The following is a 14,566-nucleotide window of genomic DNA, read 5'->3' as shown; positions in this document are numbered from 1 at the left end:
GCTTCACCGGTCGTCGCGGCGGATGATCTCGTGGAACTGCTCGCGGCGCCCGGGTTCTTCAGCGGCGACCACCAGGGCCAGCCCGCGTTCATCAAAGAGTTTGAACCATTCGTCCCACTCGACCAGTTCATAACCCCCGGCATTGATCGGACGCTCCGGCTGGTCTTCGTCCTCATAGGCGTGCTGACCGAACACCAGCCGCAGCATCGCCTGCGTGCCGGCTTCGGGCGACACGTCGACAATGGCCGGAAAGCCGGCGCGCGACGCGGCCCACGAACGGATTGCCTCGTGATCGGTCAGGGTGATTGTATCGGCCATTATCGGTTCCTCTTCTGCGCTGGACAAACGCAGGTCCGGCGCGCCGGTTCCACGTCACGCTCCGCACCAGCGTGACGCATATTCGCTTTCGCTTAACCGCTTGTTTGGGCTTGCGGCCTAAGGTCTTCCCCGACGTCAAGCGAGGGGAAGTCACGGTCCTTTGGACACCGGCCTGCTGATAGCGTTGTTAAACCCGACGATCGCGCTGGCCCTCGGCGCGGCGTTCCTCGTGCTTTGGTTCTATCAGCGCCACCGTCCCTATCTGGCCGTGCTGGCGGTCAGCTATTCGCTCGCGGCGGCCGGGTTCCTGTTCCAGCATTTCACGCTGCCCGTTGGCCTGGCACCGTCGAAGCTGCTCTCCAATCTATGCTTCTGCGTTGCCGGATCCTGCCTGGCGGGCGCGATCGTGGCGCGGTATGGCCGGCGCGTCCCCTATATCGGGCTTTGCGCCTTGGCGAGCGGCGGCATGGCCGCCTTCGGCTGGTTCCTGTTCGTCCAGCCGGACCTGACATGGCGGGTCCTCGTCATCAACTTCGCACTCGGCGGCATCAGCCTGGTGGCGGCCGCCGAATTGCGCAAGGTGCGTGACAATGGCCCGACGGAAAAAATCCTGTTCGTCCTGGCGTTGCTCGCGGGGCTGAATTTCTTCGTGCGCACGCTTGCCGTCATCGTCGCACACGGGCCTTTCGCGACCTATGACGAGCTCTATACATCATCCTATTGGACGACAGCCTTGCTGTCGCACGCACTGCTGTCGCTGCTGATCGCGCTTTGCCTGTTCTCCGCCGCAGCCCTCGACGTGATGAAGGCGCTGAAGGTCGAGACCTACACCGATCCGCTGTCGGGCCTGCTCAACCGGCGCGGCTTCGAGGAGCGGGCGGCCCTGCTCTTGCAACGCTGCGCGGCGGCGAAATTGCCGGTGGCCCTGGTGCTCGCTGACCTCGACCACTTCAAGGCGCTCAATGACCTGCATGGGCACGCCGCTGGCGACCGGGTGATCGCTGACTTCGCCGCCAGGCTTCGCGCCGCCGCCGGTGCGCGCGGTGAGGCAGGACGTGTCGGCGGCGAGGAATTCGCGGTGCTCTTGCCCTTGACCGATCTTGCCGCCGCGCGGCTGTTCGCAGAGGCCGTGCGCGTGGCCTACTCGGCCGGCGGCGTCGACGGACTTCCGCCCGGCACCAAGGTCACCGCCAGTTTCGGCGTGGCGGCGCGCAGCGGCGACGAAGCGCTGGAGCCGTTGATGCGCCGCGCCGACGAGGCCCTCTACAAGGCCAAGAAAAACGGGCGCGACAGCGTGCGCCTGTCCTATGAGCGGCCGGAAACGCTGTTTGTGCCGGAGCCGCTCAAAGCCGGCTGAAGGCGATCAGCCTGACGCCTTTATCATCCAGGACCCGCGCCGCACCGCTTCGTTCCTTGCTTCGCCGTGAAGGGCGATGGCAAACATCATCCGGCCAATCTCCGAGGCGTGCGCGAGCCCCGGTATGACCTCACGTTAACTTCTTTTTCGCCCGTCGATGGTTTGCTGCCGTCAGGGGCTTGGGAAATCATGGACGGCGCGGACTTCATCCTTGTCATCAATCTGTTCGTTGCCGGGCTGCTGGCGGCGGCCTTCATGGCGATCGCCGTCTATGACATCGGACGTGTCTCGGCACGCTGGCTGGCGTTCGGCTATGTGCTGGGCATGGCCTATTTCGTCGTTGAATTCAGCATCCCCGCCTTCGACAATGCGCGGCTGGTGGTCGTCGCAGCCTTCGCCGTTTTCCTTGGCGCCACCATCGCCTTCAACGGCGGGCTTGCGCATAGATACGGCGTGACGCCGCCCTGGTCGGCGATGCTCCTGGTCCTGGCCTTTGCCTCTGTCGCGGTCTATTTCGCCCAGGATCTGCCGCGCCAGTCCCTTGCCAGCAAGATGGCCTACCAACTGCCCTACGCCGTCATGCAGCTTACCGGGTTCGGCATCGTCTGGTCGTCCAGGCAAAGGCGTGACCGGCTCGACCGGATGCTGATGGCGGTGCTGGCGGCCAGCGCCGTGCAGTTCGCCAGCAAGCCATTCATCGCCGATGCGCTTGGTGGCCGCGGCGCCGCCCCGCAATCCTATCTGCAGACCAGCTATGCCCTGGCGTCGCAATCGCTCGGCACCGTGTTCGGCGTGGCGCTGGCCTTGCTGGCGCTGGCCATACTGGTGCGCGACGTGCTCGCCGAGGCGACGTCGAAATCGGAAACGGACACGCTGTCGCGGCTCCTCAACCGCGGCGGCTTCGAGCGTCACGCCGAGACGGCACTGGGGGACGCGGCGCGCCGCGGCGTCCCAGTCGCGCTGGTCATCGCCGATCTCGATCACTTCAAGTCCATCAACGACAATTACGGCCATGCCTCGGGCGACCGGGTCATCGAGGCCTTTGCCCGCTTCCTGCGCGAGGCCGCCGCCGACCACCATGTCGCCGGTCGTATAGGCGGCGAGGAGTTCGCCATCATCCTGCCCGGCACCAATCTTGCCGCCGCGCGGCTGTTCGCTGAAGGCGCGCGCAGCGCCTTCGGGACGCTGCCCATCGACGGGCTCCCCGCCGACAATCGCTGCACGGCGAGCTTCGGCGTTGCCGAACTTCATGCCGGCGAGCATTTTTCCGACCTGATGCGACGTGCCGATGAAGCGCTCTATCAGGCGAAGGATGCCGGGCGCGACTGCGTGCGCGTTTCCGCCGGGCTAGCCAGGCCAGAGGCCGTGGCGCTGTTCAGCGGCAGGGGCTGAGTTCAGGCATCTCGCCGTCGGAGAGGCCATACATATAACTGCGCCCCTTCACGAACACCGGCGGCCGATAGCAATCGCCATAGCCCGATATCGCGTCAGGCCCGGTCTCGTAGATTACCTTGGGCTGGCCGGCGCTGGTATAGTCGGACAGTTGCTTGGCGAGCTTGCCTTCGCCGACGAGGATACGCTTGTAGCCGGCGGCACTGTCGATGACGAGATTGCCGAAGGAATCGGCGTAGACCCGATCCTGGTGGCGTCCGTCCGCCAGCGCCGGCGCGGCGGAGCCGACGGCCAATACCGCCACTGTGAGCGCCGCAAGGCGCGATCTGCCCGAATTCGAACGCATGGCGTCCTCCATGTTGGAGACAAAGCCTCCTCGAATCGGAAATTAACCTTTTCTTAACCTTTGTTAAGGGGCTGGCGCGGTTCTCACCCATGTCTTGATAAACATGGTTAACGCAGGAGCGAAAGCCGGCCGGTCATCATTCGGCCACGCTTGCCCGCACCCTCGCGCATGTCGCCAAACCGATTCCGGTTTTCATGGTCATGCGCATTCCAACGCGCGGAAGGACAGCCCATGGTGTTGCGCCGGATACTACGGGTGGCGTTCGCGCTGCTTCCGCTGCTGGTCGCGGTGGCCTGCGTGCCGGAGAACGACGCTGCGAAAGGCCGCAACAAAGCGGCGCTTCCGTGTCGCTTGCCCCCGTTGCTGACGTCACCGCGCCGCAGCCGCGCACCGCCACCTACAATTGCGCCGACGGCGGCAGGATGACCATCGAAAATCTCGGCTCCTCGGTGCGGGTGTTGGGTCCCGACGGTACCAGCGAGGACCTGCCGGCTGCGCCGGCAAACCAGAACAGCCGTTACGGCGAGACACATGACGCGATCGTGATCGACGGTCGCGAGGCGCTGGTGATGAAGGCGGGCTCGGCGCCGCTGACCTGCACCCGCTGAGCCGAGCCCGCGTCCGCCACATATATGCTGCACCGCAGCGAGAACGGGCCGGCTTGGCATCGTCGACGCCTAATCGATTGAAGCCCAGACCTGCCTTTTAATCAGACTAAATTACGTTTTCGAAACGGTTTTCTGGCTTTGACGCGGTGCAAAAAGAGCATTAGAAACCGGCTGTCCGAAGTCGCAACCGGAAGCGGCAATGCCGCATTTCCACCTGAGGCTCCAGGAACGCCGAACTGGGGGAGCCATGAGCAAATCACCAGCCACCCGCGAATTCGCCAGACGTGAACGGCCGCTTTCGCCGCACCTCAGCGTGTACCGGCCGCCGATCACCATGACGATGTCGATCATCCATCGCATCACCGGCGGCGCGCTCTATTTCGGCACGCTCCTGGTCGCGATATGGCTGATGGCGGCGGCGAGCTCGCAAGCCACTTTCGATTGGGTGAGCTGGGCCTTCGGAACCTGGCTCGGACGGCTGATCCTGTTCGGCTACACCTGGGCGCTCATGCATCACATGCTGGGCGGCGTGCGTCACCTGATCTGGGACACCGGCGCCGGCCTCGAAAAGCATACCGCCTCCAAGATCGCCTGGGCGACCCTGGCCGGCTCGATCCTGCTCACGCTGCTGATCTGGATCGCCGGCTATATGGCGCGAGGAGCCTGACCATGAGCACTGGAAAGACCGACATGCGCACGCCGCTGGCGAAAGTCCGCGGCCTGGGCTCCGCCCGCGAAGGCACCGGGCATTTCTGGCGCCAGCGCCTCACGGCAATCGCCAACATCCCGCTGATCCTGTTCTTCACCGGGTTCCTGGTCGCGCTCAACGGCGCCGGCTATGCGGAGGTGCGGGCAGCGCTCGCCAACCCGCTTGTGGCGCTGATGATGGCCCTTGTGCTCATCTCGCCGCTTTATCACATGCGGATCGGCATGCAGGTGATCATCGAGGATTACGTGCATGGCGAAGGCATGAAGCTGGCGCTGATCGCCCTCAACACTTTCTTCACCGTAGCGGTCGGCGTGGCTTCGCTCTTCGCCCTGCTCAAACTGGCATTCGGAGGCTGACGTTTTGGCCAAGGACGCGAAACAAGCCAATACGGCAGGCTATACCTATGTCGACCACAAATTCGACGTCGTGGTCGTCGGTGCCGGGGGCGCGGGGCTGCGCGCTACGCTGGGCATGGCCGAACAGGGCCTGCGCACCGCCTGTATCACCAAGGTTTTCCCGACCCGCTCGCACACGGTTGCGGCGCAGGGCGGTATTGCCGCTTCGCTTTCAAACATGGGCCCGGACTCCTGGCAGTGGCACATGTACGACACCGTCAAGGGTTCGGACTGGCTGGGCGATGTGGACGCCATGGAATATCTGGTGCGTGAAGCGCCGGCCGCCGTCTACGAGCTCGAGCATTACGGCGTGCCGTTCTCGCGCACCGAGGAGGGCAAGATCTACCAGCGGCCGTTCGGCGGCCATATGATGAATTACGGCGACGGCCCGCCCGTGCAGCGCACCTGTGCGGCCGCCGACCGCACCGGCCACGCCATCCTGCACACGCTCTACGGCCAGTCGCTGAAGAACAATGCGCAGTTCTTCATCGAGTATTTCGCGCTCGACCTGATCATGGAGCCGGACGGCACATGCACCGGCGTCGTCGCCTGGAACCTCGACGACGGCACCATCCACCGCTTCTCGGCCAAGATGGTTGTGCTGGCGACAGGCGGCTATGGCCGGGCCTATTTCTCGGCGACGTCGGCGCACACCTGCACCGGCGACGGCGGTGGCATGGCCGCCCGGGCGGGGTTCCCCTTACAGGACATGGAGTTCGTGCAGTTCCACCCGACCGGCATCTACGGGGCCGGCTGCCTGATCACCGAAGGCGCGCGCGGCGAGGGCGGCTATCTCGTCAACTCCGAGGGCGAGCGGTTCATGGAGCGCTACGCCCCGTCGGCCAAGGACCTTGCCTCGCGCGACGTCGTCTCGCGCTGCATGACGCTGGAAATCCGCGAAGGCCGCGGCGTCGGCAAGAACAAGGACCATATCTTCCTGCACCTCGACCATCTCGATCCGGCGGTGCTGCACGAGCGGCTGCCCGGCATCTCGGAATCGGCAAAGATCTTCGCCGGCGTCGATCTCACCAAGGAGCCGATTCCGGTGCTGCCGACGGTGCACTACAATATGGGCGGCGTGCCGACCAATTACTGGGGCGAGGTGCTCAACCCGACGATCCTTAATCCTGATCAGGTCTCGCCCGGCCTGATGGCGGTAGGCGAGGCTGGTTGCGCCTCGGTGCACGGCGCCAACCGGCTGGGATCGAACTCGCTGATCGACCTGGTCGTGTTCGGACGCGCGGCGGCGATCCGCGCCGGCCAGGTCATCGATCGCAAGTCGGCAATCCCGTCGCCCAACCAGGCCTCGGTCGACAAGATCATGGACCGCTTCGATCGGCTGCGCCACGCCAACGGCTCGACGCCGACGGCGGTTCTGCGCGAAAAGATGCAGCGCGCCATGCAGGAAGACGCGGCGGTGTTCCGCACGCAGGAATCGCTTGAGAACGGTTGCAAGCGCATTTCGCAGATCTGGGGCGAGCTCAAGGACATAAAGGTTTTCGATCGCTCGATGATCTGGAACTCCGACCTGGTCGAGACGCTGGAGCTGGAAAACCTGATGGCCAACGCCATCACCACGGTCTACGGCGCCGAGGCGCGCAAGGAGAGCCGTGGCGCGCACGCGCGGGAGGATTTCTCGGCCCGCGACGACGCCAACTGGCGCAAGCACACGCTCGCCCATCTGAGCGAAACCGGTGAGGTGACGCTCTCCTACCGTCCGGTGCACACCGAACCGCTGCTGGCCGAAAAGGACGGCGGCATCAGTCTCGCCAAGATCGCGCCCAAGGCCAGGGTGTATTGAAATGACGTCCAGCCGCGTCATCCGAAAGGACCTGAGGTAATGGTCGAACTCACGCTCCCCAAGAACTCGAAGATCCAGCAGGGCAAGACCTGGCCGAAGCCGGAAGGCGCGACCAATCTCAGGGAATATCGCATCTACCGCTGGTCGCCGGATGATGACGAGAACCCGCGCATGGACACCTATTTCGTCGACATGGACGATTGCGGGCCGATGGTGCTGGATGCGCTGCTCTGGATCAAGAACAAGATCGACCCGACGCTGACCTTGCGTCGCTCCTGCCGCGAGGGCATCTGCGGCTCGTGCGCCATGAATATCGACGGCTCCAACACGCTCGCATGCACCAAGGGCTGCGACGACATATCGGGCGCCGTCAAGATCTACCCGCTGCCGCATATGCCTGTCATAAAGGACCTGGTGCCCGACCTGACCAATTTCTACGCCCAGCACGCCTCGATCGAACCGTGGCTGAAGACGGTCTCGCCGCAGCCCGCCAAGGAATGGCTGCAAAGCCATGAGGAGCGCGAGAAGCTCGACGGGCTCTACGAGTGCATATTGTGCGCCTGCTGCTCGACCTCTTGCCCGAGCTACTGGTGGAACGGCGACCGCTATCTCGGCCCGGCAACTCTGCTGCAGGCCTATCGCTGGCTGATCGACAGCCGCGACGAGGCCACGGGCGAGCGGCTCGACAATCTCGAGGACCCGTTCCGGCTCTATCGCTGCCACACCATCATGAACTGCGCGCAGACCTGCCCCAAGGGCTTGAATCCGGCCAAGGCGATCGCGGAAATCAAGAAGATGATGGTGGAGAGAAGGGTTTAGGCGCTCGCTCGCGGCAATCTTGAACGCAGCGATCCTTCGCGCCCCCTTTTCTCCGGCAGGACAGAGGGGCGCTGTCCTGCCAGTTTCAGAAAGGATTGCAATTCAATGACGGACCTCCCCATCCTGTCTCCTCCCGAAGCGCGTGTGCTCGGCTGCCTCATCGAGAAGAAGGAGCTGACGCCGGACGTCTATCCGCTGACGCTGAACGCAGCACTTGCCGCCGCCAACCAGAAGACGGCGCGCGAGCCCGTCATGGCGCTGGAACAGACAGAGGTGCACCGGGCGCTGAAGCTGCTTGAGCAGAAGGGGCTGGTGCGGCAGATGTTCGGCTCCCGCGTCGAGCGCTACGAGCACCAGATGGCGCAGCGCTTCTCGTTGACCACGCCGCAGACCGCCTTGGTCGGCCTGCTTTTGCTGCGCGGGCCGCAGACGGCGCATGAATTGTTGGCACGCAGCGAGCGCGTGGCAAGGTTTTCATCGATCGAGGATTTGCGCGGTGAGCTCGATATGCTGATCGGCCGTCGACCGCCGCTCGTCCAGGAAATCCCGCGCGGTCCAGGCCAACGCGAGGATCGCTATGTGCATCTCCTCGCCGGGCCGGTGGACGTTGCCGCCCTGTCGGCGCAGCGCACTGCATCGGCCGTGCCCGCTTCCGACCTCGAAGCGAGAGTGGAGGCGCTGGAGCAGGAAGTCGCAGCCCTTCGCGCCCGGCTCGACGCGCTGGGTGCCTAAGCGCTCGAGGGTGCCCGGCGCGACCATGCGCGCCGGGATGCCGGGGTCTCAGCCGAGCCTGGCGTCGAGCGATACGTTGATGGCGCCCAGAGCTTTGGAAACAGGGCATTCGGCCTTGGCCTTCTCGGCCAATTCCTTGAACTTCGCCGCGTCGATGCCAGGCACCTTGCCGACAAGGGTGATCGCGCTGCCCGTGATGCCGGTGCCGGGAACCAGCGTCACCACGGCCTTGGCGTCGAGTTCGGCCGCCGGGGTGCCGTTCTCGGCCAGGAAATGCGACAGCTGCATGGCGTAGCAGCCGGCGTGCGCGGCCGCGATCAGCTCTTCCGGATTGGTGCCGGATTTGCCGCTCTCGTCCTCGAAGCGTGCCTTGAACGAATAGGGCGTGCCGTTCAGGGTCCCGCTCTGGCTGTTGAGCGTGCCTTTGCCGTCCTTCAGATTGCCCTTCCAGACGGCGGTTGCGGTGCGGTCCATGAATTCCTCCTTGGTTGTCGTGAACTTGTCCAGATGAGCCCAGCGTCCGGCCAACTATAGCGCGGGCATGCGCGAAGACCACTGCGCTGTTTGGACCACGGCGCGATGACGGTTCATTCCTTTCTAAAAAATCCGCGTGCAAAAATGTCGGCTTCCGTTCGGCCCGACCGTCCTGCGGGCGACCACGGGATTGTGGCCGGATGGAGGTTCACATGGACAATCTGTTTTTCGCAATATGGAAGACCCCGGGCCGCAAGGCTCAACGACGGCAAGACTTCTGGCTGGAGCCGCCGCCGTCCGGTGTCCGCAGGCTGCTGGCTGCTGTCGCCATCATCGCGGTCGCGGCATGCCTTCTCGACCATGCGGCAGCGGTCGAAGGCAAGGCTGACACGCTCGTCGCCGCATCCTATGATTCATCGCAGCAAGGGAGCGCGAAATGAAATATGTCTGCCTGGTCTATGGTGAGGAGAAAGACCTCCATGCGCTCACCCCGGAAGGATCGGCCAAGCTCGACGCCGATTCGCTGGCCTATGACCGGTCCTTGGACCAACAAGGCAAGCTCATCGTCGCGCAGGCGCTGCAATCGGTGAAGACCTCGAAGACCGTGCGTCGTCGCAAGGGCAAGCGGCTGGTCACCGACGGCCCGTTCGCCGAAACCAAGGAGCAGTTGCTCGGCTTCGTCATGATCGAGGCGAAGGACCTCCAGGAGGCGCTGGACATCGCTGGCGGCATTCCGCTGGCCGAACTCGGCACGATCGAGGTCCGGGCGATCTATGACGTGCCCGGGTCATAGGCGGCGCGGCGGGTCAGATCGCCTCGCCTTTCAAAAGACGCGGCGTGCCGGCTGAAAGCCCCGACGCCTGGCGGATGAAGAATTCCTTCAGCCGCGGCATGCGCTCGACCAAGCCGAGGCCGATGTCGCGCACCGCGCGCAGCGGGCCGATGTCGTTGGAAAACAGCCGGTTCAGCACATCTGTCGTGACGCCCATCTGCACCGTGTCGAAACGGCGCCATTGCTGGTAGCGCTCGAGCACGTCGAGCGCGCCGATATCCTGGCCCAGCCGGTCGGCTTCGACGATCACCTCGGCCAGGGCGGCGACATCCTTGAAGCCGAGATTGAGGCCCTGGCCGGCGATCGGGTGGATGCCGTGGGCGGCATCGCCGGCAAGCGCCACGCGCGGCGCGACGAAGGCGCGCGCGATGGTAAGACCCAGCGGCCAGGCGCGCGGCTTGTCGGCGACGCGGATCTCGCCAAGCTTGAGGCCGAAACGCTGTTCCAATTCATGCTCGAAGAGGAGGTCGTCGCCGGCGACCAGCGTCTGAGCATCTTCCGACCGCTCGACCCAGACGATCGACGAGCGGTTGGAACCGTCCTCGCTCGGCTTCAGCGGCAGCGTGGCGAACGGGCCGGCGGGCAGGAAATGCTCTTCGGCACGACCGTTGTGGGGCCGTTCATGCGCCACGGTGCAGACGATGCCGGACTGGCCGTATTCCCACTTCACCGTCTTGATGCCGGCCATGTCACGCAGCTTCGAGTTGACGCCGTCGGCGGCGACCAGCAGCCGCGCCTTCAGCGTAGCGCCGTCGGCCAGATGCACGGTGATGCCCGCACCATTGGTTTCGAACCCTTGCACGGCAACGCCTTCGATGGTGTCGACGCCGAGCTTTTCGGCGCTGCGGCGCAAGGCGCCGTTCAGCACCCGGTTGGCCACCATATGCGCGAAGGGCTCGCCCGGCGCCACCTCGCCGTCGAAAGTGAGGAAGACCGGGCGCACCGGATCGGCGGTACGCGAATCGGTGATGATCATCTCGGTGATCGCCTGCGCTTCCGGCGCGATCTCGGCCCAGACGCCGAGCCGCTCGAGCATGCGGCAGGCGGCCGCCGCGATGGCCGAGGCGCGGCCGTCCCTTTGCCAGGAGCCGGCGGGCGCGGCATCGACCAGGGCCACGGCAAGCCCCGGTTGCGCCTGTTTCAGCGACACGGCGGTGGCCAGGCCGACATAGCCGGCGCCGGCGACCAGAACATCGAGCCCGGACCTGGTTTTAGCCTCTGCCTTGCCTTCCATGGTCTTCGCTCCTTGCAAGCCAGCCTGCCCTCCGCCCTTGACGGCCCGTCCTTCCTGTCGGAAACCCGCCAAGGAAATCTTGAGGCGAGGTCACGACACATGACGGCGGCCATGGACGAGCTTCTGCGCATTCTCGACCTCGAGAGGCTGGAACACAATCTGTATCGTGGTCGCAGCCCCCAAGTGGAGTGGCAGCGCGTGTTCGGCGGCCAGACCATTGCCCAGGCGCTGGTAGCGGCACAGCGGACCGTCGAGCCCGACCGCTACGTGCATTCGCTGCATGGCTATTTCATGCGGCCGGGCGACATCAAGGTGCCGATCATCTACGAGGTCGACCGCATCCGCGACGGCGGCTCCTTCACCACCCGCCGGGTGCTGGCGATCCAGCACGGGAACGCGATCTTCTCGCTGGAAGCCTCGTTCCAGGTCGATGAGAAGGGGCTGGAGCACCAGTTCGCTTTGCCCGACGACGTGCCGCCGCCGGAAGGGCTGAAGACGCAGCGCCAACTGCTCGAAAAGGCCGACCGGGTGCCGGAAGCGGTGCGACGCTTCTGGGCGCGCGAGCGACCGCTGGAGCTCAGGCCGGTCAATCTCCAGCACTATGAAAGCCGCGACAAGCTGCCGCCCCGGCAGAATGTCTGGATCCGCCTTGCCGGCCCCGTCCCAGACGACCGCGCGCTGCAATCGGTGCTGCTCGCCTATCTCTCCGACATGACGCTGCTCGACACCTCGACCTTCGCGCATGGGCGCGGGCTGTTCGATCCCGACATCCAGGCGGCCAGCCTCGACCATTCGATGTGGTTTCACCGCCCGCATTCGCTCGACGGCTGGCTGCTCTACGCGCAGGACAGCCCCTCGAGCTCGGGATCGCGCGGGTTCAGCCGCGGCACGCTTTATGCCCGCGACGGCACGCTGATCGCCTCGATGGCCCAGGAAGGCTTGATCCGGCTCAAGCGTTGAGCAGTCTTTTCAACCAAAGCCGCCAAAATAGGCGTTTTCCGAAAATTGCTTAATTATTGAGCAGAAGCTGTGCCGCGCCCATCGGCACGGTGCGATTGCGGGCTCGTCAATTCCTTTGTTTACAACAAGTTAACACGCTGCTTCGGCAATTGGCACGGAGCTTGAATCCTCGTCGGCACTCTCCGGCTCCTCGGGATCGGTGAAGGTGTGCAAACGCGGGGGACCGCAACAGCAAAAGGGTGAAACCTTATGAAAATCGTGATGGCAATCATCAAGCCGTTCAAGCTCGACGAGGTACGCGAAGCGCTTACCGCCGTCGGCATCCAGGGCCTGACCGTCACCGAAGTCAAAGGCTACGGGCGTCAGAAGGGGCACACGGAAATCTATCGCGGGGCGGAATACGCGGTCAGTTTCCTGCCGAAGATCAAGATCGAGGTCGCGGTCAGCGCCGACATGGTCGACAAGGCCGTGGAGGCCATCACCGCAGCCGCCAAGACCGGTCAGATCGGCGACGGCAAGATCTTCGTTTTCGGCATCGACCAGGCGGTGCGCATCCGCACCGGCGAAACAGACACCGACGCGCTCTGAAGCGGCGAACACGTATTCCAATGGAGAGTTCAATGAATATTCCTTCCACCTTGAAGAAGACGGGACGCGCCGCCCTTTTTGGCTCGCTCGCTCTCGCAGCGTTGGGCAGCGTCGCCGCCTTCGCGCAGGAAGCGGCTCCGGCCGCGGCTGCCGCCGCGCCGGCCGCTCCCACCCCGGTGCTCGACACCGGCAACACCGCCTGGATGCTGACTTCGACGGCGCTGGTGCTGATGATGACCATCCCCGGCCTGGCGCTGTTCTACGGCGGCATGGTGCGCAAGAAGAACGTGCTTGCCACCGTCATGCAGAGCTTCGCCATCACCTGCCTGGTGACGGTGCTGTGGTTCATGTTCGGCTATTCGCTGGCCTTTTCCGACGGCGGCGGCATGAATGCCTATCTCGGCGGCTTCTCGAAGTTCTTCCATCACGGCATCACCACCTCGACGCTGTGGGCGCCGGGCGTGGCCAACATTCCTGAATTCGTCTTCTCGATGTTCCAGATGACCTTCGCAATCATCACCCCGGCCCTGATCGCCGGCGCCTTTGCCGAGCGCATGAAGTTCTCGGCCCTGCTGATCTTCATGGCGCTGTGGCTGCTGGTTGTCTATGCGCCGATCGCGCATTGGGTCTGGGGCGGCGGCTTCCTCGGCGCTGCCGGCGTGCTCGACTTCGCCGGCGGCACGGTCGTCCATATCAATGCCGGTGTCGCGGGTCTCGTCTGCGCCCTGGTCCTGGGCAAGCGCGAAGGCTACGGCACCACCAACATGGCGCCGCATAACCTGGTCTATTCCGTGATCGGCGCTTCGCTGCTGTGGGTCGGCTGGTTCGGCTTCAACGCCGGTTCGGAACTCGCCGCCGACGGCCTCGCCGGTGCCGCGATGCTCAACACTCAGGTTGCCACCGCGGCAGCGGCGCTGGCCTGGATGTTCGCCGAATGGATCATCGCCAAGAAGCCCTCGGTGCTCGGCATCATCTCCGGCGCCGTTGCCGGCCTTGTCGCGGTGACGCCGGCTTCCGGCTTCGTCAACCCGACCGGCGCCTTCATCGTCGGCATCGTCGCCGGCGTCGTCTGCTACATCTCGGCGGTCAAGGTAAAGCACATGTTCGGCTATGACGACTCCCTCGATGCCTTCGGCGTCCATGGCGTCGGCGGCGTGGTCGGCGCATTGCTGACCGGCGTGCTCGCCGACCCGGCAATCAACAGCCTGTCCTCGGGCGCGTCGATCGGCAAGCAGCTCTACGGCATCGTCTTCACCATCCTGTGGACCGCAATCGCCACCTTCGTCATCCTCTACATCGTCAAGGCGCTCGTCGGCCTGCGTCCGTCGACCCAGGAAGAGGTCGAGGGTCTCGACATCAGCCAGCACGGCGAAGTGGTGCCGTAAGGCCTCTTAGCCATGGGACCGGCGGACCTCCTCCCGCCGGTCGCATCTCTTTCTGTAATCGCGTACGGAAAACCGCTGCACGTCTTCCGGAACTGTTTTGAAATCCCGTCGTGACGCTCCCCAAGGTGCTCACGCCTTGAGGCCCGGATCGCTCCGGGCCTTTTTTTGGAGCCCGTTTGGTTGGACGAGCGCAATCACGTTCGCGTGATTGAGATTTTCGAGGAAACATCGACGGTCTTGGCATCGAACTCCCGGGCACGACCACTGTTCGGCGGTCGTTTCAAACAATAGGGAAGGAAACCATCCAATGAACGTCAAGAATATCTGCCTCGGAGCGCTCGCTCTTTCCATGGTCGGCGGCATGGCATTTGCCGGAGCTCTCGATGAGCCGGACAACATGGCGCCGTTCTTCACCGATTCCAGCATGAAAACCATGAAGCCGATGGCGGAATTCAAGGCTGCCTTCATGGCCATGCCGAAGGAGAAGCAGGAAGCCATGATGAAGGAATGCCAGGACGCGGCGATGAGCAAGCCGCACGCCGAATTCTGCGCCAATGTGAAGATGCTCGGTGGCGCCAACAAGTAGGACGCCGTCGATCCCGACGAATGGATGGCG

The 14,566-nt window shown here is 64.4% G+C and carries 18 protein-coding genes; 14 read left to right on the top strand and 4 right to left on the bottom strand.

Annotation, left to right across the window (positions count from 1 at the left end; translation table 11 throughout):
• Positions 1-3 precede the first annotated feature (3 nt).
• Positions 4-318 (bottom strand): hypothetical protein, encoded by a 315-nt coding sequence (locus tag FJ964_RS12745; RefSeq protein WP_140492726.1) that lies wholly within the window; start codon positions 316-318, stop codon positions 4-6.
• Between the two features lie 160 nt (positions 319-478).
• On the opposite strand from FJ964_RS12745, the gene FJ964_RS12740 reads away from it, so the two are divergent.
• Positions 479-1,675, top strand: a complete 1,197-nt coding sequence (locus FJ964_RS12740) for a GGDEF domain-containing protein (RefSeq protein ID WP_140550706.1) — start codon at positions 479-481, stop codon at positions 1,673-1,675.
• Between the two features lie 189 nt (positions 1,676-1,864).
• The gene (locus FJ964_RS12735; protein ID WP_140550705.1) at positions 1,865-3,067 is read left to right on the top strand and encodes a GGDEF domain-containing protein; all 1,203 of its coding nucleotides are present in this window, start codon (positions 1,865-1,867) and stop codon (positions 3,065-3,067) included.
• Here the strand turns inward: FJ964_RS12735 and FJ964_RS12730 are convergent.
• Positions 3,051-3,413: a hypothetical protein gene (locus tag FJ964_RS12730; RefSeq protein ID WP_140550704.1), complete on the bottom strand. Its 363-nt coding sequence runs from the start codon at positions 3,411-3,413 to the stop codon at positions 3,051-3,053. The two genes, FJ964_RS12735 and FJ964_RS12730, sit on opposite strands and share 17 nt — an antisense overlap.
• Positions 3,414-3,757: 344 nt before the next feature.
• On the opposite strand from FJ964_RS12730, the gene FJ964_RS12725 reads away from it, so the two are divergent.
• From FJ964_RS12725 to FJ964_RS12700, 6 genes are all read left to right on the top strand, one after another.
• A complete protein-coding gene (locus FJ964_RS12725) occupies positions 3,758-4,021 on the top strand; it encodes a hypothetical protein (RefSeq protein ID WP_224713199.1) in 264 nt (87 codons plus the stop codon).
• 247 nt (positions 4,022-4,268) lie between these two features.
• Positions 4,269-4,688 carry a succinate dehydrogenase, cytochrome b556 subunit gene (sdhC, locus tag FJ964_RS12720; RefSeq protein WP_140550703.1) on the top strand — a complete coding sequence of 140 codons (420 nt, stop codon included), beginning with the start codon at positions 4,269-4,271 and terminating at the stop codon, positions 4,686-4,688.
• Between the two features lie 2 nt (positions 4,689-4,690).
• Positions 4,691-5,086, top strand: coding sequence for a succinate dehydrogenase, hydrophobic membrane anchor protein (sdhD, locus tag FJ964_RS12715; RefSeq protein WP_140518101.1), 396 nt, complete (start codon positions 4,691-4,693; stop codon positions 5,084-5,086).
• A 4-nt stretch (positions 5,087-5,090) separates the two neighbouring features.
• Positions 5,091-6,926: a succinate dehydrogenase flavoprotein subunit gene (gene sdhA / locus FJ964_RS12710; protein WP_140550702.1), complete on the top strand. Its 1,836-nt coding sequence runs from the start codon at positions 5,091-5,093 to the stop codon at positions 6,924-6,926.
• A gap of 39 nt (positions 6,927-6,965) precedes the next feature.
• Positions 6,966-7,745, top strand: coding sequence for a succinate dehydrogenase iron-sulfur subunit (locus tag FJ964_RS12705; protein ID WP_140518103.1), 780 nt, complete (start codon positions 6,966-6,968; stop codon positions 7,743-7,745).
• Between the two features lie 105 nt (positions 7,746-7,850).
• Entirely contained in the window at positions 7,851-8,477 is a 627-nt protein-coding gene (locus FJ964_RS12700; protein ID WP_140550701.1) for a DUF480 domain-containing protein, read from the top strand.
• Positions 8,478-8,525: 48 nt separating this feature from the next.
• Here FJ964_RS12700 and FJ964_RS12695 read toward each other — a convergent pair whose 3' ends face one another.
• Positions 8,526-8,951, bottom strand: a complete 426-nt coding sequence (locus FJ964_RS12695) for an OsmC family protein (RefSeq protein WP_140550700.1) — start codon at positions 8,949-8,951, stop codon at positions 8,526-8,528.
• Positions 8,952-9,163: 212 nt separating this feature from the next.
• Here FJ964_RS12695 and FJ964_RS12690 point away from each other — a divergent pair, with 212 nt between their 5' ends.
• Entirely contained in the window at positions 9,164-9,391 is a 228-nt protein-coding gene (locus FJ964_RS12690) for a hypothetical protein (RefSeq protein WP_140550699.1), read from the top strand.
• A complete protein-coding gene (locus FJ964_RS12685; protein ID WP_140550698.1) occupies positions 9,388-9,744 on the top strand; it encodes a YciI family protein in 357 nt (118 codons plus the stop codon). Before FJ964_RS12690 ends, FJ964_RS12685 begins: the two co-directional genes overlap by 4 nt.
• 13 nt (positions 9,745-9,757) lie before the next feature.
• Here FJ964_RS12685 and FJ964_RS12680 read toward each other — a convergent pair whose 3' ends face one another.
• A complete protein-coding gene (locus tag FJ964_RS12680; protein WP_140550697.1) occupies positions 9,758-11,017 on the bottom strand; it encodes a ubiquinone biosynthesis hydroxylase in 1,260 nt (419 codons plus the stop codon).
• Between the two features lie 99 nt (positions 11,018-11,116).
• On the opposite strand from FJ964_RS12680, the gene tesB reads away from it, so the two are divergent.
• From tesB to FJ964_RS12660, 4 genes are all read left to right on the top strand, one after another.
• Positions 11,117-11,977, top strand: coding sequence for an acyl-CoA thioesterase II (tesB, locus tag FJ964_RS12675; RefSeq protein WP_140524665.1), 861 nt, complete (start codon positions 11,117-11,119; stop codon positions 11,975-11,977).
• Positions 11,978-12,226: 249 nt separating this feature from the next.
• Positions 12,227-12,565, top strand: a complete 339-nt coding sequence (locus tag FJ964_RS12670; RefSeq protein ID WP_013528889.1) for a P-II family nitrogen regulator — start codon at positions 12,227-12,229, stop codon at positions 12,563-12,565.
• A 32-nt stretch (positions 12,566-12,597) separates the two neighbouring features.
• Complete coding sequence (locus FJ964_RS12665; protein WP_140550696.1) at positions 12,598-13,950, top strand: ammonium transporter; 1,353 nt, start codon at positions 12,598-12,600, stop codon at positions 13,948-13,950.
• A gap of 307 nt (positions 13,951-14,257) precedes the next feature.
• Entirely contained in the window at positions 14,258-14,536 is a 279-nt protein-coding gene (locus FJ964_RS12660; protein ID WP_140550695.1) for a hypothetical protein, read from the top strand.
• Positions 14,537-14,566 lie beyond the last annotated feature (30 nt).

Source organism: Mesorhizobium sp. B2-3-2 (assembly GCF_006442295.1).
Lineage (GTDB): Bacteria > Pseudomonadota > Alphaproteobacteria > Rhizobiales > Rhizobiaceae > Mesorhizobium.
The sequence above is the reverse complement of the archived record's forward strand: the minus strand, read 5'-3'. Positions and strand labels throughout refer to the sequence as shown.